The organism is Shinella sp. SUS2, assembly GCF_001262505.1.
Lineage (GTDB): Bacteria > Pseudomonadota > Alphaproteobacteria > Rhizobiales > Rhizobiaceae > Shinella.
This window is the reverse complement of sequence record NZ_KQ410737.1, coordinates 100359-122552: the sequence shown is the minus strand read 5'-3', so window position 1 is coordinate 122552 and position 22194 is coordinate 100359. Positions and strand designations below refer to the sequence as shown.

Annotated in this window: 25 protein-coding genes; 15 read left to right on the top strand and 10 right to left on the bottom strand. The window is 64.2% G+C overall.

Features of this window, described 5'->3' with window-relative positions:
* Positions 1–79 precede the first annotated feature (79 nt).
* From AKG11_RS22885 to AKG11_RS22875, 3 genes are all read left to right on the top strand, one after another.
* On the top strand, positions 80–1642 hold the full coding sequence (locus AKG11_RS22885; protein WP_050745553.1) for an alkaline phosphatase D family protein: 1563 nt from the start codon (positions 80–82) through the stop codon (positions 1640–1642).
* A gap of 133 nt (positions 1643–1775) precedes the next feature.
* Positions 1776–3605, top strand: a complete 1830-nt coding sequence (gene typA, locus AKG11_RS22880) for a translational GTPase TypA (RefSeq protein ID WP_023512152.1) — start codon at positions 1776–1778, stop codon at positions 3603–3605.
* A gap of 216 nt (positions 3606–3821) precedes the next feature.
* Positions 3822–4328, top strand: a complete 507-nt coding sequence (locus AKG11_RS22875; protein WP_023512151.1) for a GNAT family N-acetyltransferase — start codon at positions 3822–3824, stop codon at positions 4326–4328.
* A gap of 14 nt (positions 4329–4342) precedes the next feature.
* On the opposite strand, the gene AKG11_RS22870 is transcribed toward AKG11_RS22875, so the two are convergent.
* Complete coding sequence (locus tag AKG11_RS22870; RefSeq protein ID WP_024271122.1) at positions 4343–4945, bottom strand: hypothetical protein; 603 nt, start codon at positions 4943–4945, stop codon at positions 4343–4345.
* 135 nt (positions 4946–5080) lie between these two features.
* Between AKG11_RS22870 and ppa the strand changes: the two genes are divergently transcribed.
* On the top strand, positions 5081–5614 hold the full coding sequence (gene ppa / locus AKG11_RS22865; protein ID WP_024271123.1) for an inorganic diphosphatase: 534 nt from the start codon (positions 5081–5083) through the stop codon (positions 5612–5614).
* Positions 5615–5620: 6 nt separating this feature from the next.
* Here ppa and AKG11_RS22860 read toward each other — a convergent pair whose 3' ends face one another.
* The 8 genes from AKG11_RS22860 to hemC form a co-directional block, all read right to left on the bottom strand.
* Positions 5621–5926 carry a DUF167 family protein gene (locus AKG11_RS22860; RefSeq protein ID WP_050745598.1) on the bottom strand — a complete coding sequence of 102 codons (306 nt, stop codon included), beginning with the start codon at positions 5924–5926 and terminating at the stop codon, positions 5621–5623.
* A 20-nt stretch (positions 5927–5946) separates the two neighbouring features.
* Entirely contained in the window at positions 5947–6237 is a 291-nt protein-coding gene (locus tag AKG11_RS22855; RefSeq protein WP_088016505.1) for a YggT family protein, read from the bottom strand.
* Between the two features lie 145 nt (positions 6238–6382).
* Positions 6383–7099, bottom strand: a complete 717-nt coding sequence (locus AKG11_RS22850; protein WP_050745552.1) for a glutamine amidotransferase — start codon at positions 7097–7099, stop codon at positions 6383–6385.
* 2 nt (positions 7100–7101) lie between these two features.
* Positions 7102–7587 carry a tellurite resistance TerB family protein gene (locus AKG11_RS22845; RefSeq protein WP_023515703.1) on the bottom strand — a complete coding sequence of 162 codons (486 nt, stop codon included), beginning with the start codon at positions 7585–7587 and terminating at the stop codon, positions 7102–7104.
* Positions 7588–7670: 83 nt separating this feature from the next.
* Positions 7671–9278 (bottom strand): heme biosynthesis protein HemY, encoded by a 1608-nt coding sequence (locus AKG11_RS22840; RefSeq protein ID WP_050745551.1) that lies wholly within the window; start codon positions 9276–9278, stop codon positions 7671–7673.
* 13 nt (positions 9279–9291) lie between these two features.
* A complete protein-coding gene (locus AKG11_RS22835) occupies positions 9292–10542 on the bottom strand; it encodes a COG4223 family protein (protein ID WP_050745550.1) in 1251 nt (416 codons plus the stop codon).
* A 111-nt stretch (positions 10543–10653) separates the two neighbouring features.
* Entirely contained in the window at positions 10654–11379 is a 726-nt protein-coding gene (locus AKG11_RS22830) for a uroporphyrinogen-III synthase (protein ID WP_050745549.1), read from the bottom strand.
* A 3-nt stretch (positions 11380–11382) separates the two neighbouring features.
* On the bottom strand, positions 11383–12312 hold the full coding sequence (gene hemC, locus AKG11_RS22825) for a hydroxymethylbilane synthase (RefSeq protein ID WP_050745548.1): 930 nt from the start codon (positions 12310–12312) through the stop codon (positions 11383–11385).
* A gap of 75 nt (positions 12313–12387) precedes the next feature.
* On the opposite strand from hemC, the gene tsaD reads away from it, so the two are divergent.
* From tsaD to AKG11_RS22800, 5 genes are all read left to right on the top strand, one after another.
* Entirely contained in the window at positions 12388–13482 is a 1095-nt protein-coding gene (tsaD, locus tag AKG11_RS22820) for a tRNA (adenosine(37)-N6)-threonylcarbamoyltransferase complex transferase subunit TsaD (RefSeq protein ID WP_050745547.1), read from the top strand.
* Positions 13479–14465 (top strand): NAD(P)H-dependent glycerol-3-phosphate dehydrogenase, encoded by a 987-nt coding sequence (locus AKG11_RS22815; RefSeq protein WP_050745546.1) that lies wholly within the window; start codon positions 13479–13481, stop codon positions 14463–14465. Before tsaD ends, AKG11_RS22815 begins: the two co-directional genes overlap by 4 nt.
* A gap of 43 nt (positions 14466–14508) precedes the next feature.
* Positions 14509–14802, top strand: coding sequence for a YciI-like protein (locus AKG11_RS22810; protein WP_050745545.1), 294 nt, complete (start codon positions 14509–14511; stop codon positions 14800–14802).
* A gap of 6 nt (positions 14803–14808) precedes the next feature.
* The gene (locus tag AKG11_RS22805; RefSeq protein ID WP_050745544.1) at positions 14809–15240 is read left to right on the top strand and encodes an EVE domain-containing protein; all 432 of its coding nucleotides are present in this window, start codon (positions 14809–14811) and stop codon (positions 15238–15240) included.
* A 64-nt stretch (positions 15241–15304) separates the two neighbouring features.
* The gene (locus AKG11_RS22800; RefSeq protein WP_050745543.1) at positions 15305–15967 is read left to right on the top strand and encodes a class I SAM-dependent methyltransferase; all 663 of its coding nucleotides are present in this window, start codon (positions 15305–15307) and stop codon (positions 15965–15967) included.
* A gap of 15 nt (positions 15968–15982) precedes the next feature.
* On the opposite strand, the gene AKG11_RS22795 is transcribed toward AKG11_RS22800, so the two are convergent.
* A complete protein-coding gene (locus tag AKG11_RS22795) occupies positions 15983–16447 on the bottom strand; it encodes a hypothetical protein (protein WP_050745542.1) in 465 nt (154 codons plus the stop codon).
* 299 nt (positions 16448–16746) lie between these two features.
* Between AKG11_RS22795 and sdhC the strand changes: the two genes are divergently transcribed.
* The 6 genes from sdhC to zapE all read left to right on the top strand — a co-directional run bounded on the left by sdhC (position 16747) and on the right by zapE (position 22094).
* Entirely contained in the window at positions 16747–17139 is a 393-nt protein-coding gene (gene sdhC / locus AKG11_RS22790; protein WP_050745541.1) for a succinate dehydrogenase, cytochrome b556 subunit, read from the top strand.
* A 10-nt stretch (positions 17140–17149) separates the two neighbouring features.
* A complete protein-coding gene (sdhD, locus tag AKG11_RS22785; RefSeq protein WP_023514882.1) occupies positions 17150–17530 on the top strand; it encodes a succinate dehydrogenase, hydrophobic membrane anchor protein in 381 nt (126 codons plus the stop codon).
* A 6-nt stretch (positions 17531–17536) separates the two neighbouring features.
* Positions 17537–19378, top strand: coding sequence for a succinate dehydrogenase flavoprotein subunit (sdhA, locus tag AKG11_RS22780; RefSeq protein WP_023514883.1), 1842 nt, complete (start codon positions 17537–17539; stop codon positions 19376–19378).
* Between the two features lie 18 nt (positions 19379–19396).
* Positions 19397–20176 (top strand): succinate dehydrogenase iron-sulfur subunit, encoded by a 780-nt coding sequence (locus tag AKG11_RS22775; RefSeq protein WP_023514884.1) that lies wholly within the window; start codon positions 19397–19399, stop codon positions 20174–20176.
* Between the two features lie 143 nt (positions 20177–20319).
* Positions 20320–20862 carry an AprI/Inh family metalloprotease inhibitor gene (locus AKG11_RS22770; protein WP_023514885.1) on the top strand — a complete coding sequence of 181 codons (543 nt, stop codon included), beginning with the start codon at positions 20320–20322 and terminating at the stop codon, positions 20860–20862.
* Between the two features lie 38 nt (positions 20863–20900).
* A complete protein-coding gene (gene zapE / locus AKG11_RS22765; RefSeq protein WP_050745540.1) occupies positions 20901–22094 on the top strand; it encodes a cell division protein ZapE in 1194 nt (397 codons plus the stop codon).
* Positions 22095–22194 lie beyond the last annotated feature (100 nt).

Below are 22194 nucleotides of genomic sequence, written 5' to 3'. Positions count from 1 at the left end.
CGTCATCGTCCCGTTACCGGACTGACACGCTCAGGACACATGGTCTGCCCGTCGATTCGCGGGCTTGGCCGGAGGTGGCATGGCGATTGTTCCCGAGACGCTGACGCGGCGCTCGTTTCTTCTCACCGCAGGGGCCGGGGCGCTTGCAACCTCCTCGGCGCTCGCCGTTCCCTACTACAAGCGACGCCACGGCAGTCCGGTCTTTTCCCATGGCGTGCAGTCGGGCGATGTCGATTGTTCCTCCGGCATGGTCTGGGCGCGGGTCGATCGTCCTGCGGAACTGACGCTGGAATGTTCGACCACCGAAAGCTTCCTCGATGCAACGCGCCTGCCGGTCCAGAAGGCACTCGGCGCTTCGGATCATACGGTCAAGGCGATGCTGCAGGGCCTCCTGCCGGACCAGGATATTTTCTATCGCTTCACCGCCAGCGATCCCTATTCCAGCCACCTTGTCTCAGAGCCGATCGTCGGCCGCTTCCGCACGGCGCCGATGCGCAAGCGCTCGGTGCGCTTCGTCTGGTCGGGCGACACCGCCGGGCAGGGCTGGGGCATCGACGATGTCGGCATGAAGACCTATTCGACCATGCTGCGCCACGAGCCGGACTTCTTCATCCATTCCGGTGACACCGTCTATGCGGATGGCCCGATTCCGGATGAAATCCCGCTGCGGGATGGCGGCGTCTGGAAGAACCGCATCGTCACGGATGAAAAGCGCAACGTGGCGCGCACGCTGGAAGAGTTTCGCGGGCAGTGGAAATACAATCTGCTCGACGAGCACCTCCTGTCCTTCAACACGCAATGCCCGACCTTCTTCCAGTGGGACGACCACGAGGTCTTGAACAACTGGTCGGAATCGAGCGACCTCACGGGTGACCGGCGCTATCCGGAAAAGGAGATCGGCGTCTACGAACAGCGCGCCCGGCGCGCCTTCCACGAGATGACGCCGATCCGGTATTTCCCGACCGAGCCCGGCCGCATCTTCCGCAAAGTCGCCTACGGGCCGCTGCTCGACGTCTTCTTCGTCGATCTCCGGTCCTATCGCAGCCCGAACCGGGGCGGCACCGAGAACGGCCTTTTCGGCTGGCGGCAGGCGGATTGGCTGCGGCGGGAGCTCGCGGCCTCTGAGGCCGTCTGGAAGGTGATCGCCTGCGATATGCCGCTTGGCCTCGTCATCTGGGACGATTTTTCGAACAGTCTCGGCTATGAAGGTGTGGCGGACGGGCTCAATGGCCCGCCTGCGGCGCGCGAACGGGAGATCGCGGATCTGCTCTCCTTCATGCGCGACAACGCCATCCACAACGTTGTCTGGCTGACCGCGGACGTGCATTACACGGCTGCACACCACTACGATCCGTCGCGGGCAAAGTTTCAAGAATTCAATCCGTTCTGGGAATTCGTCTCCGGGCCGCTGCATTCCGGCACCTACGGACCGAAACCGCTCGACATGACCTTCGGACCGGAGGTGCGGTTCATCAAGTCTTCCAAGGGCGGCATCGACAGCAACCTGCCGCCCTCGGCCGGCCTGCAGTTCTTCGGCCTGGTTGACATAAACGGGGCGAGCGAGGAGATGACGGTGCGCCTGATGGACCGGGAAGATCGCGAGCTTTGGAACATTACCCTGCCGCCGGTGCGCCCGTCGTGAGGCCGAGCTCCGCGCGGCGCGGGCAACAGAGTTGCAGCCCGCCCCTTTCGCATTTGCGGAAAAACATGTAAGAGCCCGGCCATTGAAGACGGCGCCCCCCATACCGCGCGCCCCGAACCTCAGAGATTAAACCATGTCCATCCGCAATATCGCGATCATCGCGCACGTCGACCATGGCAAGACCACACTCGTCGACGAGCTCCTGAAACAGTCCGGTTCGTTCCGTGAAAACCAGCGCGTCGCCGAGCGCGTGATGGACTCCAACGACATCGAAAAAGAACGCGGCATCACCATCCTCGCCAAGGCAACTTCGGTGGAATGGAAGGGAACGCGTATCAACATCGTCGACACGCCCGGCCACGCCGATTTCGGCGGCGAAGTGGAGCGCATCCTCTCGATGGTGGATGGCGCGATCGTTCTCGTCGATTCGTCGGAAGGCCCGATGCCGCAGACCAAGTTCGTGGTCGGCAAGGCGCTGAAGGTCGGTCTGAAGCCGATCGTCGCGATCAACAAGATCGACCGTCCGGACGGCCGCCACGAGGAAGTGCTGAACGAGGTGTTCGACCTGTTCGCCAACCTCGACGCCACCGACGAGCAGCTCGACTTCCCGATCCTCTACGGTTCGGGCCGCAACGGCTGGATGAACGTCAATCCGGAAGGCCCGCAGGACGAAGGCATGGCGCCGCTGCTCGACCTCGTGCTCAAGCACGTTCCCGAGCCCACCGTTGCCGAAGGCCCGTTCCGCATGATCGGCACGATCCTCGAAGCCAATCCCTTCCTCGGCCGTATCATCACCGGCCGCATCCATTCCGGCTCGATCAAGCCGAACCAGGCCGTCAAGGTTCTGGGCCAGGACGGCAAGCTCATCGAAAACGGCCGTATCTCGAAGATCCTCGCCTTCCGCGGCATCGAGCGTACGGCTATCGACGAAGCCCATGCGGGTGACATCGTCGCCATTGCCGGCCTCACCAAGGGCACGGTCGCCGACACGTTCTGCGACCCCTCGGTTTCCGAGGCGATGAAGGCCCAGCCGATCGACCCGCCGACCGTCACCATGTCCTTCATCGTCAACGATTCGCCGCTCGCCGGCACCGAAGGCGACAAGGTCACGAGCCGCGTCATCCGTGACCGCCTCTTCAAGGAAGCCGAAGGCAACGTCGCACTGAAGATCGAAGAGTCGGGCGACAAGGATTCGTTCTTCGTTTCCGGCCGCGGCGAATTGCAGCTTGCCGTTCTCATCGAAACCATGCGCCGCGAAGGGTTCGAGCTTGCCGTCTCGCGTCCGCGCGTCGTCATGCACAAGGACGAGACGACCGGCCAGATGCTGGAGCCGATCGAGGAAGTCGTTATCGACGTCGATGAGGAGCATTCCGGCGTCGTCGTGCAGAAGATGTCGGAGCGCAAGGCCGAGATGGTCGAGCTGCGCCCCTCCGGCGGCAACCGCGTGCGTCTCGTGTTCTTCGCCCCGACCCGCGGTCTCATCGGCTACCAGTCGGAGCTTCTGACGGACACGCGCGGCACGGCGATCATGAACCGCCTGTTCCATGACTACCAGCCTTACAAGGGCGAGATCGGTGGCCGCGTCAACGGCGTGCTGCTCTCCAACGAAGCCGGTGAAGCCGTCGCCTACGCGCTGTTCAACCTGGAAGACCGCGGCCCGATGGTCATCGACGCGGGCGAGAAGGTCTATATGGGCATGATCGTCGGCATCCACACGCGTGACAACGATCTCGAAGTGAACGTGCTGAAGGGCAAGAAGCTCACCAACATCCGCGCCGCCGGCAAGGATGAGGCCGTGCGCCTGACGCCGCCGATCAAGATGACGCTGGAGCGCGCGCTTTCCTGGATCCAGGACGACGAACTCGTGGAAGTGACGCCGAAGTCGATCCGCCTGCGCAAGCTCCACCTCGACGCGAACGACCGCAAGCGATTCGAAAAGCAGCGTTCGGCCGGCGCGGCCTGACCGGCTTTTTCCGAAACGGCACAGCTTTGAACCCCGGCGCCCATGACAGATGGGCGCCGGGGTTTTTCATGTGTGTGTCATCGTTTTACGACTTGTGACGCCTGTTAAAAAAGCGTTAACTTTTCTATGTGCCGCCCGGAACTCGCCTGTGGGCAATGGAAGCCTCCGCGCCCTGCGGGATTCCGGTGGAATCGGTGCCGGAATATGAGTCGTGTTATGAAGACACTGTCGATCGATGTGCGGCGCGCCGAGCCGCAGGACGCGCGCGCGATATCCGAGACGCATCGGGTATCGTGGCTGCAGGCCTATGGCGGCCTCATTCCGCACAAGCCGCTTATCCAGATGGTTGATCGCCGGGGTGAGACCTGGTGGCGCAAGGCGACACGCGGTCCTGCGACCTTGTTGGTGCTCGATGTTGCCGGCACGGTGGCGGGCTACGCTACGCTGGGCCTCAACCGTGCCCGCGCGCTGCCGCAGGAAGGCGAGGTCTACGAACTCTACCTGCGGCCGGAATATCAGGGTATCGGCCTCGGCCGCCTCCTCTTCGGCGAGGCGCGGCGGCTTCTGAAGTCGCTCGGCTGCCAGGGTATGATCGTCTGGTGCCTGGAAGACAGCGAGCATGCAGAGCGCTTCTTCCGTTCCGCCGGTGGGCGCGATATCGCCGAGGGCATGGAGAATTTCGGCGACAAGGAATTGAAGAAGCTCGGCTTCATCTGGCCCTGACGGATTCAGCGCCCCTATTCTGCGGTGCCGGGCAGGTGGCGCATCGGCTCGCCGGCCAGCTTCCCTCTTGATCCATGCCATTGCGGCTCGCTTACGCCGCAGGCGAAATCATGTGCTTCCTCGTCCGCCACCGTGCGGGCGAGCGCGTTGGCGTCCTTGTTCTCCAGCGCGTCGATATAGCCGACGACGCAGCTTTCCGGGTTTTCCGCCGTCGCGATTGTCGAGACGACGAGGACCTGACCGTAGCGCGTGTCCGTATCGCTGGTCGTTTCCGGGTCGGAGACGAACCAGCGTACGATGGTCGCCACCGGCTTGCCTGCCGCAATCCGCCATTCGATCTTGGCATTGGTGTGGTTGAACGGGCCGAAGCTCTCGAAGGCCTCATCGAGATAGGCCTTGCTGATCGGGCCATAGGCCTGGCTCTGGCGCAGGTCGCCTTCCTTGAAATAGACGGGAAAACCCTTGTAGCCGGCGCATTCGAGGGTGATGCTCGGGCCTTCATCCTCCTGCGAAAGCGTCTTGCAGGCATCGAGGTTGCGGTCGGAATAGGCGCTTTCGTTGGCCTTGGCGGCCGAAGCGGCGAGGGTAGCCACAAAGAGAAGGGATATCAGGCGCATGGATCATCCTCCGGTCTTCAAGGAGACGGAGAAGGCGCGCCGTCTATTCGCCTGCGGCGAAAGTCATGTTGCGCTGCAATGGGATTCGCATTAGGAAGCCCGCGAACAGAACCATTCCACCTGAGGGAGCCCCCCATGCGTATCGATGCGATTTCCGTTGGCAAGAACCCGCCGGATGACGTGAACGTCATTGTCGAGGTGCCGGTCGGCGGCCATCCGATCAAGTACGAGATGGACAAGGAAGCCGGCGCGCTCGTCGTCGACCGTTTCCTCTACACGCCGATGACCTATCCGGGCAATTACGGCTTCGTGCCGCATACGCTTTCGGAAGACGGCGACCCGATCGACGTCCTGATCGCCAACACCCGCCCGCTCGTTCCGGGCTGCGTGATCAACGTGCGCCCGATCGGCGTCTTGGTCATGGAAGACGATGGCGGCAAGGACGAGAAGATCATCGCTGTGCCGGTGCCGAAGCTGACGCGCCGCTACGACAAGGTCGAAAACTACACCGACCTGCCGGAAATCACCCTGAAGCAGATCGAGCACTTCTTCTCGCACTACAAGGATCTGGAACCCGGCAAGTGGGTGAAGATCGCAGGCTGGGAAGACGTCAAGGTCGCCAAGAAGATGATCCTCGAAGCGGTCGATCGCTACAACGCGCAGAAGTAAGCGGTCTTACTGCGCTGCCGCGCTCTCGAGCCTGAACATGATGTCCTCCGGGTCGCCCTCGATCCGGAGGATTTTCTTTCTCTGGGTATCGCCGCTCAGGAGGCTGACTGCCGATTTCGGCACGCCGGCTGCCTTGGCGATCAGGGCAAGCAGTGCCTTGTTGGCTTTGCCCTTGTCTGGAGGGTCGCTGACACGCACCTTCAGGTAACAGGCGCCGTCACCGCCTGTATCCCAGCCGTCGATCGCGTCGCGCCCACCATTCGGCGTGAGCCGCACGGTCAGGCGCACATGGTAGGCGTCTTGGCGCCGCAAGGCGGCGCCGGGTGCCTGCGTCACAGGACGGCGGGCGCCAGAACGCTGTGGATCACCTGTTCCAGGAAGTACAGGATGACGAGCACGACGAGTGGCGAAAGGTCGACGCCGCCGAAGTTCGGCAGAACGCGGCGGATCGGGCGGTAGATCGGCTCCGTCAGCTGGTACAGCGAGCGGCCGATGGTGGCGATCACCTGATTGTTCGCGTTGATGACGTTGAAGGCATAGAGCCAGGAGAAGATCGCCGAGGCGATCACCAGGAACCACGCTATGCTGATGATGAACAATAGGGTGTTGATGACCGCTATCATTGATGTCTCCAATTGGTTTCGTCTCGACATGTAGCCATTGCGCGCCCTGCCAGCAAGGCCGGGCGCCGGGCGGTGCGGCAACATGTTTAATGGTGCGGGCCCGGCACGGATGTGAAACGGTCGTCCAGATTTGCCGGACGTAGGCTCAGGCCTCGTGGAAGATGCGCTCGAGGAAGGAGGTCATCCAGAGGCGGAGCGCCGCATCGTGCAGGAGGCGTCCGTCGAGATGGGCGCGACCGACCTGCGCGCCCGGTAGCTCGAAGCGATGCGCGCCGTGCACCACCCAGCGATGCATCATGGCGAGCGTCAGCTCGCCGTGGAACTGGATGCCCCAGGCATTGTCGCCGTAGCGGAAGGCCTGGTTCTCGTAGTGATGGCCGGTGGCGAGCAGCGTTGTGTCCCGCGGCAGGTCGAAGCCCTCGCGATGGAACTGGTAGACCATGTCCGGCCAGGGCATCAGCGCCGTGCCCGCCTCGGTCGCCGCCAGCGGATACCAGCCGATCTCCGTCCAGCCTTCCGCATGGCCGAAAACCGTGCCGCCGAGATTCTTCACCAGCATCTGTGCGCCGAGGCAGATGCCAAGGAAGGGGCGGTTCTCGGCAAGGGGGACGGAGAGCCAGTCGATCTCCGCGCGCACATAGGCCTCGTCGTCATTGGCGCTCATCGGCCCGCCAAAGACGACGGCGCCCGCATGCTGCGACAATGTGGCGGGCAGTGGATCGCCGAGCACGGGGCGGCGGATGTCCAGCGCATGGCCCATCGTCTGGAGGATCTGCCCGACGCGGCCGGGGCTGGAGGTCTCCTGGTGCAGAACGATCAGGACGGGGCGCCTGCGGCGCGGCGTGCGGGGAAAATCGAGCATGCTCAGCCTTCGTCCGGTTCCTCCGGGCCTGTCGCCGCGCCGACCCGTTCGGCCACTTCCTGCCGCTTCATGATGCGCTCCCGGCCGGAGACGCCGAGCAGGTCCGCGATGCGCCAGATGGCGTGGTCCTCCATCTCGCTGCGCTCGCCGTCGGCATAGACGATCTCCCAGAGCAGGCCGATCAGATCGACGCGCTGCTCCTCCGAAAGCTGGCGTTTTAGTTCCGAGGTGAAGCGGAAGAAGTCGATCGCCTCGCTCTCCGCATCGGTACCGGCAGCGACCAGTGCATCGAGCTCGCTCTCGTCGAGGCCGTAGAACTCCTTGAAGCGGGCGCGCAACGCCCTTTTCTCGACATCGAGAATCTTGCCGTCTGCTTCCATCACCTGGATGCAGAGCGCCATGACGGCGACCCGGGGGTCGTCGGCGGCAAAGGCCGGTCTGTCACCGCCGGAAAGGCTCGCCAGAAACTGCTGCAAGCGTTCGAACATTCAGTGTCGCCCCGTTCCTCAAGCCCTATGAGATTTCCGCCTCCTTCCGATAGGCGGAATCCTTATCTTCATGCGCAATTGTTCTAGAACAAGCGGAAGCCGCTTGTTCCGTCCCGTTTGACCGCACCTTCCTTGACGCCCGGATCATCCGGCAGACCGAAGAACGGGCGCTCGTCCTCCTCGATGGCCACCGTCTCCCTGACCTTTTCCGGTGTCGCAGCCTTCACCGGTGCAGCCTCCACCACCGTGGCGATGACGACGGGTTTCTGGACGACTTCCACGGTCTCGACCCTGGCTGCCTCTTCGGCCCGCCTGACGGGCCTGCTCTCGATAGCGAGCGGCGGCAGGGTACGGATAGCCTCGTCGGCGGCGGCGGTCGAGCCTTCCTCGATCGGTCCATCGAGCGGGCTGACCGGCGTCTTCCATTCGAAGGCGTCGAGATGGCCCGTGACCGGCGAGACGGCCCGCCACTCCGGTGCGGTGATGCCGTCGGCGGTCCAGGCCGGATCGCGCGGCGCCTTCAACGCCTGGTTCATCCAGTGGCGGATGCGGCCCTGGTCGCCCGTCTCGGCATCCTCGATATCGGCAAGCAGCAGGAAGGCGCTTTCGCGGGGCGCCAAGCGGGCAGCCGCTTCGGCCTTGCCGCGGGCAAGCGCGAAGTCGCGGGTTTCCAGCGCGGTTTCAGCGACGGCATAGAGTGCTTCGGCATTGTTCGGGCGTATCGCTTCAAGCTTTTCCGCCCGTTTCAGGCGGTCTGTCGCCGAATCGCCGCTGCGGGCACGGACATAGAGTTTCGCGACATCGCCGTGTGCGGTCGCCTTCCAGAGTTTTTCGAGGATGGCGGCGGCCTTGCGCAGGTTGTCCTCGCGCAGATAGGCCTTGGCCGCGATGAGGCCGGCGGGCACGAAATTCTCGTCGAGCTTCAGCGCCTGCTGGGCATCCTCGCGCGCGCCCTTGGGGTCGGCATCGAGCCTGGCGGCGGCGCGGGCGGTGAGCAGCACGACCTTGCGGCGGGAATAGGTCTTCTTTTCCTCGGCCGAGCCGGAACGGCCGTCGCCGAGAAGCTTCAGAGCCTCATTCCAGTCTCCTGCCTCGGAGCGGTATTCCAGCGCGGCTTCCGCCGCCCAGGGAAGCTGCGGCGCCTTTTCCGCGGCGCGCTCGGCATATTGCCGTGCAGCTTCGTTCGCGCCGAGCCGGCGGGCTTCGAGATAGAGGCCGCGCAAGCCGAGTTCACGTGTTTCGGGGTCGTCCGCCATCAGTTCGAATTTCCGACGGGCGTCGTCGTAGCGACCCTCGATCATCGCCGCCTGCGCTTCGAGCAGATGGATGAGCGGCTCCTGGTCGGCACTCAGGAGGCCCTTGGTGCGACCCAGCATCTTTCGCGCCCCGGCGGCATCGCCGGCACCGGCGGCGATCAGGCCGGTGGAAAGCGCCTGGTAGCCACGGTCGCGCTTGCGGGCGCGGAAATAGCGCTGGATGGAGTGCGGCGAGGTCCAGACGACGCGCACGATCCACCAGGAGAACATCACGGCGGCGACCAGCGAGACGACGAGGGTGGCGGCGACCATCAGGCTCATGTCGGCGCGCTGGCCCTGCCAGATGATGGAGAGTTCGCCAGGGCGATCGGCAAGCCAGGCGAAGCCGGCGGCAAGCGCGAGGACGAAGAGGGCGAAGACCAGAATGCGAATCATGAAGCCTGTCTCCTCAGCCCTGGTTGCCGGTGGCGCCCGTGGTCGTGCCATTCAGGGCGCCGGAAACAACGGCGCCGATCAGGCCTTCCACGCTGACACGTTCATCGAGCTTGCGCTTGTAGTCGGTCGCTGCGGCCTGACCCTTTTCCGGCAGGGTCTGCCATTCGATCTGCGCACCCTTGAAGTCGCCGTTCTGCAGCTTGTTCTCGATGCGGGCGACCACCGCTTCCGGCGTGTCGCCCTCGATGCTGCCGACGGGACGTACGCGGATCGCCGAGGCGGCGCTCGACATCAGGCGGTTGAAGATGCCCTCGTCGCCGTCCGGCTGGTGTACGGCGTCGAGAATGGCATCGGCCGTCGGCTGGAAATCACGCACAAGATCCGAGCGCGCCGAAACACCGATGGCGGCATGTTCGCGCAGGCCCGCAAGGGAGGGATCGTCCGGCGCAATGCTTGCGAAGGCCTCCAGTTCGGCGAGATACGGACCGCCGCGGTCGATCGCGGTCTTCAGGGCGCTCGCGGCAACGGCCCGCGCCATTTCGATGTCGCTGCGCGGCTCATCAAGCTTCTGCTCGGCGGCGGCGATGCGTTCGGTGAGCTGGCTTTCCGTTGCACTGACCGCTTCTGCGGTGCGCGCCATAGCTTCGCGCAGCGTCGCAAGCTCTGTCGTCAGGCGGGTCACGTCGCCTTCGAGTTTGCTGACGGCTTCAGGGTTTGCACCTTGCGCGCTCGTGCCATCACCGGCCGATTTTTCCAGTGCGGCGATCCGCGTTTCGATCGGCTGGAGGTCGACCGGGCTTGTGGCCGGGGCCTCGGAGAACCGCGTCTTCAGCGCCTCGACTTCGTTGGCAAGGGTGGATACGGCGTCGGATTGGCCGGAACGGTCGGGCCCGAGTGCCGGCAAGTAGCCGCCATATTGCAGGCTGCCGGCGCCGAGAAGTGCGATCAGGCCGCCCAGGATGCCGGCGGCCAGCGTACCGGCATTGCTGCGCTGCGGTGAAGGTTGCGTTTCGGCGCGCGCCGGTTCCTCATAGGTCGTGCGGGCAGGTTCGATCGGCTCTTCTTTTTCTTCGACGGGGTTGGCGGCGGTTTCCGTCGTCGCGGTATCAGCCGCTTCCGCTGCCTGGTTTTCCGGCGTTTCGGCCTTTGCCGCTTCCTCGGCTGCCAGCGTTTCGTTGCTGACGGAGGCGGGAACCGCTTCGAGATCGATCGTCACGGGCTCGTCGCCTGCCTTCTTGCGACGGGACGGGGTTTCCGGTTCCATGGCGACCTCCTCGCGTTCATGTGCATTGCATTAAACGTAGACAGGGAAGGCAGCGAGGGAAAGACCCTTGCGGCAAATTCGTCCGCCGCCGCCCGCCTTCGCCCCTTGCTCTTACAGCAAATCCAGCAGGCTTTCCTCGTTGGGCAAGGACGCGACGACAGTCGATGCGGCAAAGCGCTGCGGCACGGCTTTGGCGACATTCGCGCTCATGCAGAGCATCAGCGTGGACAGGAAGCGCTCGGGAATTTCCACGAGTGGGGAGAGTTTGAAGAAGGCCCGCGCGCTTTCGCCGGAATAGAACAGCACGGCATCCGGTACCGGCTTGAGAAGGGCCGCCTCCGCATCCGTGCGCCGGGGAACGACTGATACCATGCGGTAGGCTTCCACGGTGCGGAACGGGATGCCGGCTTCGGCAAGGCGCGTCTCGAAGCCCTGTGCGCGCGGCAGGCCGGCGAGATAGAGGATCGGTTCGGCCGGCATGCCGAAATCCCGGCAATGTGCGATGATCATTTCGGCAAGGTCCCTGCCGTCCCCGCCGGGGGTGAGCACGGTGCGGAAACCGGCTGCGCTTGCGGCATCCGCAGAAGCACGCCCGACCGAAAAGACCGTGGTCAGGAGGTGGCGGTCGAGCGTTTCACCGAGATGACCGAAGAGGCGCGCGACCTCGGCGCTGGTGATGGCGATGGCCGAATGCCGCTCTGCGAGCGCTGCTTTCACCGCATCGAGGTCGTGTTCGGGCTTCGACAGCGGCAGGCAGGCGGTCTCGTGGCCCAGCGCCGCGAGCTTGCGGGCGGTCCGGGCCGCCGCCTGTTGCGGGCGAAGGACGAGAACGCGCACGGATCAGCCCCAGCTTTCGAAGAAATCCGCTCCCGCCTTGTCGCGGATCGCCTGTCCCGCCGCTTCGCCAAGCCGGCCGGCTTCGTTTGCCGAGCCGCTCGTCTCGATCTCGTGGAACCGGCTGCCGTCAGGCGTCAGGATCATGCCGCGGAACTGGAGATGTTCGCCCTCGACCGTCGCATAGCCGGCAATCGGCGTGCGACAGGAGCCGTCGAGCGTGGCAAGGAAACCGCGTTCGCAGGAGACGGCCGCGCGCGTCGCACGGTCGTCGATGGCTGCAAGCAGGCTTTCTGTCTGCGCATCGCCGATGCGGCTTTCGATACAGATCGCGCCCTGTGCCGGAGCGGGGGGGAAGGAGACGGGATCGAGGATTTCCGTCGGCACGTCCAGCTTGCCGAGGCGCTTCAGCCCGGCATAGGCGAGCAGCGTTGCGTCCGCCTGGCCTTCGGCGAGCTTGCCGAGGCGGGTATCGACCTGGCCGCGGAAGACGATGACATTGATGTCGGGCCGAAGACGGCGGATGAGCGCCTGGCGGCGAAGCGAGGCGGAACCGACGATCGCGCCCTGCGGCAGGTCGAGGAGGCGGGCGGCGCTGCGGCCGATGAACGCATCGCGCACGTCCTCGCGCGGCAGGAAGGCCGAGAGATGCAAACCCTCCGGCAGCTTCGTCGGCATGTCCTTGGAGGAGTGTACGGCGAAATCGAGCTCGCCGGAGGAAAGCTGCGCCTCGATCTCCTCTGTGAACAGGCCCTTGCCGCCGATCAGCGCCAGCGAACGGTCGGTGATACGGTCGCCCTTCGTTGAAAGCACGACGATCTCGAACATGTCTTCCGGCAGGCCGTGGGCAGCCATCAGGCGTGAGCGGGTCTCGTAGGCCTGGGCGAGCGCCAGCGGGCTACCCCGTGTGCCGATCCTGAAAGGTTTTGTTTGCATCCGCCTTGATCCGTTGTTACCGGGATGTCTCGTAACCGGGTTTCCGGCCCATCGCAATCAATTCCCAAGTGCTACATGTCGTCCCATCTGACCATTCTGGGCATCGAAACGAGCTGCGACGAGACCGCGGCGTCCGTCGTCGTGCGTGATGCCGAAGGCCGGGGCGCGATTCTTGGCGAGGTGGTGCTGAGCCAGCTCGAGGAACACAGCTCCTATGGCGGCGTGGTGCCGGAGATTGCCGCGCGCGCCCATGTGGAAGCGCTGGACAGCCTGATTTCCGAAGCCTTGCTACGGGCCGGCCGCTCGCTCGAGGATGTCGATGCCATTGCCGCGACCAGCGGTCCGGGGCTGATCGGCGGCCTCATCGTCGGGCTGATGACCGGCAAGGCGATCGCCCGGGCGACGGGCAAGCCGCTCTACGCCGTCAACCATCTCGAAGGTCATGCGCTGACGGCGCGGCTGACGGACGGGCTCCCCTTTCCCTATCTCATGCTGCTCGTCTCCGGTGGTCACACGCAGCTCGTGCTGGTGCGCGGCGTCGACGACTACGAGCGCTGGGGCACGACGATCGACGATGCGCTCGGCGAAGCCTTCGACAAGACGGCCAAGCTGCTTGGCCTGCCCTATCCGGGCGGACCGGCCGTGGAGCGCATGGCGAAGAGGGGCAATCCGGAGCGCTTCACCTTCCCGCGGCCGCTCGTCGGCGAAGCGCGGCTCGATTTTTCCTTTTCCGGCCTCAAGACGGCGGTGCGGCAGGCCGCGCAGTCGATCGAACCGGTGACGGAGCGGGACATCGCCGATATCTGCGCCTCCTTCCAGCGCGCCGTCTCGCGCACGCTGAAGGACCGTATCGGCCGCGGTCTCGAGCGCTTCCGCACGCTGTTTCCGGATGCCGGGGCACCGGCGCTGGTCGTTGCCGGCGGGGTGGCGGCCAATGCAGAGCTGCGTGCGACGCTGCAGGCGCTGTGCGACAAGCAGAAATTTCGCTTCATCGCGCCGCCGCTGGCGCTGTGCACCGACAATGCATCCATGATCGCTTGGGCGGGGCTGGAGCGTATGGCGGCCGGTTTTCCGCCCGATGACCTTGCCGTCGCGCCGCGTTCGCGCTGGCCGCTTGACCGCGAGGCGGCAACCGTTCTCGGATCCGGCAAACGGGGAGCCAAGGCATGAGCACCAGTCCGAGGATTGCTGTCGTTGGTGCAGGCGCCTTCGGGACGGCGCTGGCGAGCGTGGCCGCGGCAAGCGGCGGTGACGTCACCCTGATCGGCCGCGACAAGGCGGCCGTCGATCTGATGTGCACCTCGCGGCGCAACGAAAAGGCGCTGCCCGGCATCGACCTGCCGCCGGCGCTTTCCTTCAGTGCCGATGCGGAGGCGATCCGCGGTGCGGGTATCGTGCTGTTCGCCATGCCCTCGCAGGCCCAGCGTGATGCGGCGCGGTCCCTTGCGCCCCTGCTTGCGCCGGGTGCGGCTGTGGTGATCTGCGCCAAGGGCATGGAAAAGGGCACCGGGCGGTTGCTGACGGAGGTTCTGGAGGAAGAGCTTCCCGGCCGCGAGGTCGCCGTGCTTTCCGGCCCCGGCTTTGCAGCCGACATCGCGAAAGGCCTGCCGACGGCGATGGTGGTCGCCGCGCGTACCGCCGAAACCGGCGCGGCGCTGGCGCAGGCCCTTTCGGGACCGACATTCCGGCTCTACCCTTCGACCGATCGCATCGGCGTTCAGCTCGGCGGCGCGCTGAAGAATGTGCTGGCGATCGCCTGCGGCATCATCGAAGGCGCCGAACTCGGCGATTCGGCACGGGCGGCGCTGATTTCGCGTGGACTTGCGGAGCTGTCCCGCTTCGTCGCGGCCCATGGCGGGGAGGGCATCACGGTCACCGGGCTCTCTGGCCTCGGCGACCTCGTGCTGACGGGAACGAGCCACCAGTCGCGCAATTTGCGTTTCGGCATCGCGCTCGGCCGTCATGGCAACGCCGCCGGCTGGTCGGGCGATCTCGTGGAAGGCGCCTTTGCCGCCTCGGTCGCATCCGGTGTTGCCGCTGAAAAGGGTATCGACATGCCGATCACCGATGCGGTCGCCCGCATCATCGACGGCAGCCTCGACGTGAAGACCGCCATAGGGCAGCTGATGACGCGCCCGATCACCCAGGAATGACAGAGCGGCCAGGAACAGCCCGGAACAGAAAAAGGATCGTTTCATGCATTTCGCATTTCTCTGCCAGGACAAGCCCGGTGCGCTGCAGGTGCGCCTCGATACGCGCCCGGATCACCTCGCCTACCTGAACGGCCTGAATGCCGACGGCAAGCTCGCCTTCGCCGGTCCCTTCCTCGGCGATGATGGCAAGCCGACCGGCAGCCTGGTGGTGGTCAAGGCGGAGACGATCGAAGAGGCCCGGCAGATCGCCGAAAACGATCCCTACGCCAAGGCCGGCCTTTTCGCCTCTGTCGAGGTAAAGGCCTGGAACTGGGTCTTCAACAATCCGGAGGCCTGATTTTCCATGGCATACTGGCTCTACAAGTCCGAACCCTTCAAATGGTCCTGGCAGATGCAGAAGGATGCCGGCGAGGCGGGCACCGAATGGACGGGCGTACGCAACTATCTCGCGCGCAACCACATGCGGGCGATGACGATCGGCGACAAGGGCTTCTTCTACCACTCCAACGAGGGATTGGAGATCGTCGGCATCACCGAGGTCTGCGCGCTTTCGCATCCCGATTCGACGGCCGGTGAAGACCCGCGCTGGGATTGCGTCGATATCCGCGCCGTGCGCGACATGCCCAAGCCCGTCTCGCTGAAGGACGTCAAGGCCAACCCGAGGCTGGCCAACATGTCGCTCGTCACCTCCATGCGTCTTTCGGTGCAGCCGGTGACCGAGGAAGAGTGGATCGAGGTCTGCCGCATGGGCGGTCTCGACAAGCCGCCGCGCTGATGGTTCGGCCCTTCGCCCGCCACATTGCTTTCCTTAGAGGCCGACGCCGCGGAGCGATGTTTCCGTGAAGACGGATCCCGAGGTCTTCATTCGCGACAACACCGACGTGCTCTCTCCGCCGCATGTGCCGGAGGTGAGGCTGCGGCTTGCCACGGAGGCGCATGACCTCTGGCTGAAGACCGAGGAGGAGCTGCAGGAGATCGGCCTGCCGCCGCCCTTCTGGGCGTTCGCCTGGGCGGGCGGACAGGGGCTTGCCCGGCACATTCTGGATCATCCCGCCCTGGTGACCGGAAAATCGGTGCTGGATTTTGCCAGCGGTTCCGGCCTTGTCGGCATCGCGGCGCGGCTCTCCGGTGCCTCATCCGTGCTGGCGGCCGATATCGACCCCTGGAGTGAAGCAGCTGTTCGCCTGAACGCCATCCTGAATGGTGTCGACCTCATCCACACTGCGGAAAACATGATCGGCCGGGACGAGGGCTGGGAGGTCGTGTTGGCCGGCGATGTCTTCTATGACCGCGGTTTTGCGGATGTGCTCATTCCCTGGCTCTCGACGCTAGCGGCACGGGGCGCCATGGTGCTCGTCGGCGACCCCGGCCGGGCCTACTGCCCGCGCGAGCGCATGGAGGCGCTCGCCACCTATACGGTGCCGGTGACACGGGCGCTGGAGGACAGCGAGGTCAAGAAGACGACGGTCTGGCGCTTTGGCGTAATCCCGCAAAAGGCGTAATGCTTTGCCCGACCGTCAAAGGCCCGGGCGGATGACGCAGACGCCGGCTTCCCACGAGCAGCTGTTCTGGCCTGGCGTCACCACAATGACTTTCGGTCCGCGGTTCTCGGCTAGGGGGGCATCGAACAGGTCGTCATAGTAACGCTCCCGATCGATATAGAAGTAGATGCTGTTGCCCTTGTCGCGATAGGCGGAGATGGCGCCGCCGTAGAAATTGCGGTCCTTGCGCCAGTGGCGATCGCGATGCCGCTCGACCCGGCGATCGTCGCGGTAGCGATCGCGTGGCCGCCATTGGCGGTGCTCACGCCGTTCGATGCTGCGGCCGATGAAGCTGCCTTTCGACCAGTTCGTGTCGGAATTGTCCGACCAGCCGGTATCGGGGGTACGGTCGCGGGCCGCGACGGGCGTCATGCCGCCGGCCGCAAGGGCGACCGCAAGCGCTAGAACTTTGGTCGCATGGGGCGCTGAAAACAGAGTCATTCTGTCGTGCCTTCCGGATTACGCTTAACAGATCCTTAACGGCAAGATGGGGCAGCGCCCGGCAAAAGTCACGGATTTGGTTATGATTTTTCCGGTTATCGTTAATTGGCGGAGCACGTCCCGGAATGGCACAAAAGCGGCAGGCGCTTAATCGATTAAATTCATTTTGCACTGCAAGAAGGCTTGTGGTTCCGCTTTCCGGTGATTAAACGTCGCAATCACTGCATTGTGCACAACATACTGCAATTCCGGAGAAATTCTGTCCAGTTTATGGCTCTCCGGGGTTCCGTGAGGTTCAGATGGCGAATGTCACTCGAAGCCGGCCGCTCTCGCCGCATCTCCAAGTCTACAAGCCGATCCCGACGATGGTCATGTCCATCGTGCATCGCATAACCGGCGCCGCCCTTTACTTCGGCACGGTGCTCGTTGCCTGGTGGCTCATCGCCGCCGCTTCGGGCGAAGCCTATTTCGATTGGGTCAACTGGTTTTTCGGCACGCTGATCGGGCGCCTCGTGCTCTTCGGCTACACCTGGGCGCTGATGCACCACATGCTGGGCGGTCTTCGCCACTTCATGTGGGACATGGGGCGCGGCTATGAAAAACACTTCAATACAAAGCTCGCCATCGCCACCCCGATCGTCTCCGTCGCCCTGACGGTTTTGATCTGGATCGTCGGTTACCTGGCGCGCTGAGGAGAAACCCATGGACATGCGCACTCCCCTCGGCAAGGTTCGTGGTCTCGGCTCGGCCAAGGATGGCACGGAGCATTTCTGGCGCCAGCGCCTGACGGCCGTTGCCAACGTTCCGCTACTCTTGTTCTTCGTCGGCTTCCTGATCTGCTACAACGGCGCGTCCTATGCGGAAGTCACCGCGGCGCTGTCGAACCCGATCGTCGCCGTGCTCATGGGCCTTGTCGTCGTCTCCGGCCTCATCCACATGAAGCTCGGCATGCAGGTCATCATCGAGGACTACGTGCATGCGGAAGGCGTGAAGATCGCGCTCCTCATGCTCAACACCTTCTTCGCGATCCTGGTCGGCGGGCTCTGTCTTTTCGCCGTCCTCAAGATCGCCTTCGCAGGATAATCCATCATGGCAGCGAACTCCTCCCCGGCGGCCAACGGCAAGGCCTATACTTATGTGGACCACTCCTTCGACGTGATCGTCGTCGGTGCCGGCGGCGCGGGCCTGCGCGCCACGCTCGGCATGGCCGAACAGGGGCTCAAGACCGCCTGCATCACCAAGGTTTTCCCGACACGCTCGCACACGGTCGCTGCCCAGGGCGGCATCGCGGCCTCGCTCAGGAACATGACGCCGGACAGCTGGCAATGGCACCTCTACGACACCGTCAAGGGTTCCGACTGGCTCGGCGACGTCGATGCCATGCAGTATCTCGCCATGGAAGCGCCGAAGGCGGTCTATGAGTTGGAGCACTACGGCGTTCCCTTCTCGCGCAATGCGGAAGGAAAAATCTACCAGCGGCCGTTCGGCGGCCACATGCAGAATTACGGCGAAGGCCCGCCGGTGCAGCGCACCTGCGCTGCCGCCGACCGGACCGGCCATGCCATCCTGCACACGCTCTACGGCCAGTCGTTGCGCAACAATGCGGAATTCTTCATCGAATATTTCGCGCTCGACCTGATCATGTCGGCCGACGGCCGCTGCACCGGCGTCGTCGCCTGGAACCTCGATGACGGCACGATCCACCGTTTCGCCGCCAAGATGGTGGTGCTGGCGACCGGCGGCTACGGTCGCGCCTATTTCTCGGCCACCTCGGCGCACACCTGCACGGGTGACGGCGGCGGCATGATCGCCCGCGCCGGTCTGCCGCTCCAGGACATGGAATTCGTCCAGTTCCACCCGACCGGCATCTATGGCGCCGGCTGCCTTATCACCGAGGGCGCGCGCGGCGAAGGCGGCTATCTCGTCAATTCGGAAGGCGAGCGCTTCATGGAGCGCTATGCGCCGTCGGCCAAGGACCTGGCGTCTCGCGACGTCGTCTCGCGCTGCATGACGATGGAGATCCGCGAAGGCCGCGGCGTCGGCAAGAACAAGGACCACATCTTCCTGCATCTCGACCATCTCGATCCCGCCGTGCTGCACGAGCGCCTGCCGGGCATTTCCGAGAGCGCGAAGATCTTTGCCGGCGTCGACGTGACGCGCGAGCCGATCCCGGTCCTGCCGACCGTGCACTACAACATGGGCGGCATTCCCACGAACTACTGGGGCGAAGTGCTGAACGCCGACAGCCAGAACCCGGAGCGCCTGGCGCCCGGCCTGATGGCGGTAGGCGAGGCCGGCTGCGCCTCGGTGCACGGCGCCAACCGCCTCGGCTCCAATTCGCTGATCGACCTCGTGGTCTTCGGCAGAGCCGCCGCGATCCGCGCAGGTCAGGTGATCGACCGCGCCGCCCCCGTTCCGGCACTCGACATCGCTGCCTGCGACAAGATCATGGACCGCTTCGATCGCCTGCGGAACGCCAATGGCGGCACGCCGACGGCAATCCTGCGCGACAAGATGCAGCGCACCATGCAGGACGACGCGGCCGTGTTCCGCACCCAGGAATCGCTCGAAAGCGGCTGCCGCCGCATGAGCGAGATCTGGAAGGAAATGCCCGACATCAAGGTCACCGACCGCTCGATGATCTGGAACTCCGATCTCGTTGAGACGCTGGAACTGGAAAACCTGATGGCCAACGCCATCACGACCGTCTACGGCGCCGAGGCCCGCAAGGAAAGCCGCGGCTCGCATGCCCGTGAAGACTATGTCGACGGCCCCTTCGCCGGCCGCGACGACGTCAACTGGCGCAAGCACACCCTGGCCTGGGTAAGCGAGGCGGGCGACGTCAAGCTCGACTATCGCCCTGTTCACACCGACCTTATCGCCGACGGCATCGATCCCCAGAAGATCGCGCCCAAGGCCCGCGTCTATTGATCCCGAGGAGAACAGGACATGGTTGAACTCGCTCTCCCGAAAAACTCGCAGATGACCGAAGGCAAGGTCTGGCCGAAGCCGGCCGGCGCCGCGAACACCCGCGAGTTCCGCATCTATCGCTGGAACCCCGACGACGGCAAGAACCCGTCGATCGACACGTTCTACATCGACGTCGACGATTGCGGCCCGATGGTGCTCGACGCGCTGCTCTACATCAAGAACAAGATCGATCCGACGCTGACGCTGCGCCGCTCCTGCCGCGAGGGCATCTGCGGTTCCTGCGCCATGAACATCGACGGCACCAACACGCTCGCTTGCACGAAGGGCATGGACGAGGTGAAGGGTGCGGTGAAGGTCTATCCGCTGCCGCATATGCCGGTCGTAAAAGATCTCGTTCCCGATCTCACCAACTTCTACGCCCAGCACCGTTCGATCGAGCCCTGGCTGAAAACCGTCTCGCCGACGCCGGCCAAGGAATGGAAGCAGAGCCATGAGGACCGTCTCAAGCTCGACGGCCTCTATGAGTGCATTCTCTGCGCCTGCTGCTCGACCTCCTGTCCAAGCTATTGGTGGAACGGCGACCGCTATCTCGGCCCGGCCGTCCTCCTCCAGGCCTATCGCTGGCTGATCGACAGCCGCGACGAAGCCACCGGCGAGCGCCTCGACAATCTGGAAGACCCCTTCCGTCTCTACCGCTGCCACACGATCATGAACTGCGCCCAGGCTTGCCCGAAGGGGTTGAACCCGGCGAAAGCGATCGGCGAAATCAAGAAGATGCTGGTCGAGCGCCGGCTCTGACCCATATGATAGGCATTCACGAAACGTGAGGAGGCGGCTCGACTATTCGGGCCGTTTCGTCTTGATTCGTGCGGGCGATTCACGTTAATTCGGCGGAAATTGCTGCATGGCAGCAGTATCGGGCAGATATCGGGAGTAACGACATGCGGATTCACCATGTGGCAGGCGGGCTGATGATGGCGCTTGCTCTGGCCGGTTGCCAGCGCACGTCGATGGACAGCGTCAACACGCAGCAGAATATTACGCCGCTGCAGGCCCAGCCGATCGGCAGCGTTTCCTCCAGCCAGCTGCCCGACCCGACGACGGACACGTCGCAGTTCCCGGAAAAGCCGACGACCGACACGGCCATGGCGACCGGAACGGGTGTTGCCGGCGGTGCGGCGGATGCGGCAGCTGCGACGGCGCTCGACGTCACGAAGGAATCCATGGTCGGCAACTGGCGTGTGGCAAGCGGCCCGTCTTCCTGCGACATGTTCCTGACGCTCACCAATCTCGGCAGCGGCTCGCGCGGCGGCACGCGTGGTTGCGCCGGCGAGCTGACGACGATGGGCTCCTGGGAAGTTGCCGGCAAGCAGGTCGTGTTGAAGGACCGCAACGGCAATTCCATTGCCCGCCTCTACAAGTCTGCAGACGCTCGCTTTGACGGCACGACCAATTCCGGCCAACCCGTCAGCCTTTCGCGCTGATCCCGTCCTTCCGACACCGACACGGATAAAACCCGCCCATGGGCAAGGACTGGGACAGCGGATCGACACATCCGGACCATGGCGTTTCGGATAGGCTGCAGGCCCTTGTCCAGAGTGGCGAGCTGAAGCCGGACCCGGCGCAGAAGGCCATGGCCGCGCGCTTCGACCGGCTGCTTCTCGACCTGCACGCCCAGCGCCCGGCGCGCAAATCCAGCGCGCTCGGCTGGCTCTTCGCCTCCCGCAAACCCGAAACCGTCAGCGCCCCCAAGGGCCTTTACATCTATGGCGGCGTCGGGCGCGGCAAGACCATGCTGATGGACATGTTCTTCGAGCTGGCGCGGGTGAAGCGCAAGCGTCGGGCGCATTTCCATGAGTTCATGGCCGACGTGCACGATCGCATCCACAAGCACCGCCAGAAGCTGAAGGCCGGGGAGACCAAGCAGGCCGATCCCGTACCGCCGGTGGCCGCAAGCCTCGTCGAGGAAGCGCGGCTGCTCTGCTTCGACGAGTTTTCCGTGACGGATATCGCCGATGCGATGATCCTGTCGCGCCTGTTCGGCGAGCTGTTCCAGCGCGGCTGCATCCTGGTGACGACATCGAACGTCGAGCCCGACAATCTCTACAAGGATGGCCTCAATCGCGGCTTGTTCCTGCCCTTCGTCGATCTCCTGAAACAATATGTCGAGATCGTTCCGCTGGATTCGCTGACGGATTACCGGCTGGAAAAGGACAGTGGCCTGCCGGTCTTCCGCTATCCGCTGACGCCGGAAGCCGACATGGCGATGGATGCGGCCTGGCGGCGCGAGGTGGCGGGCAAGACGGTCGATGCCGAGACGATCGCCTTCCGCGGCCGCAGCATAACGGTGCCGCAGGCATCAGCCCGGGCGGCGCGCTTTTCCTTCGCCGATCTCTGCCAGCGTCCGCTGGGGGCCGCCGACTATCTCGAAATCCTGTCGCGCTACGACACGCTGTTCGTCGACCACATCCCCTTGCTCGGCGCGGACAAGCGCAACGAGACCAAGCGCTTCATCAATCTCGTGGACACGGTCTACGACCATCGCGTCCGGCTGTTCGCCTCCGCGGCCGCCGCCCCGGAAGAGCTTCTGGTGACCCGCAAAGGCACCGAAGGTTTTGAATTCGATCGCACCGTCTCGCGCCTCATCGAGATCCGCAGTACGGAATATCTTGCAGATCATACGGCCCGATATGGCGATGACGTGACGAAAGCGTGACAGGAATTCTTACGTTTACGTAAGAATTTTTGCATCTAACCGATTGAAAAATTTCGATACAAAAGTATGTGTTGAATTTTTAACCCGAGGGGCGTAAGCC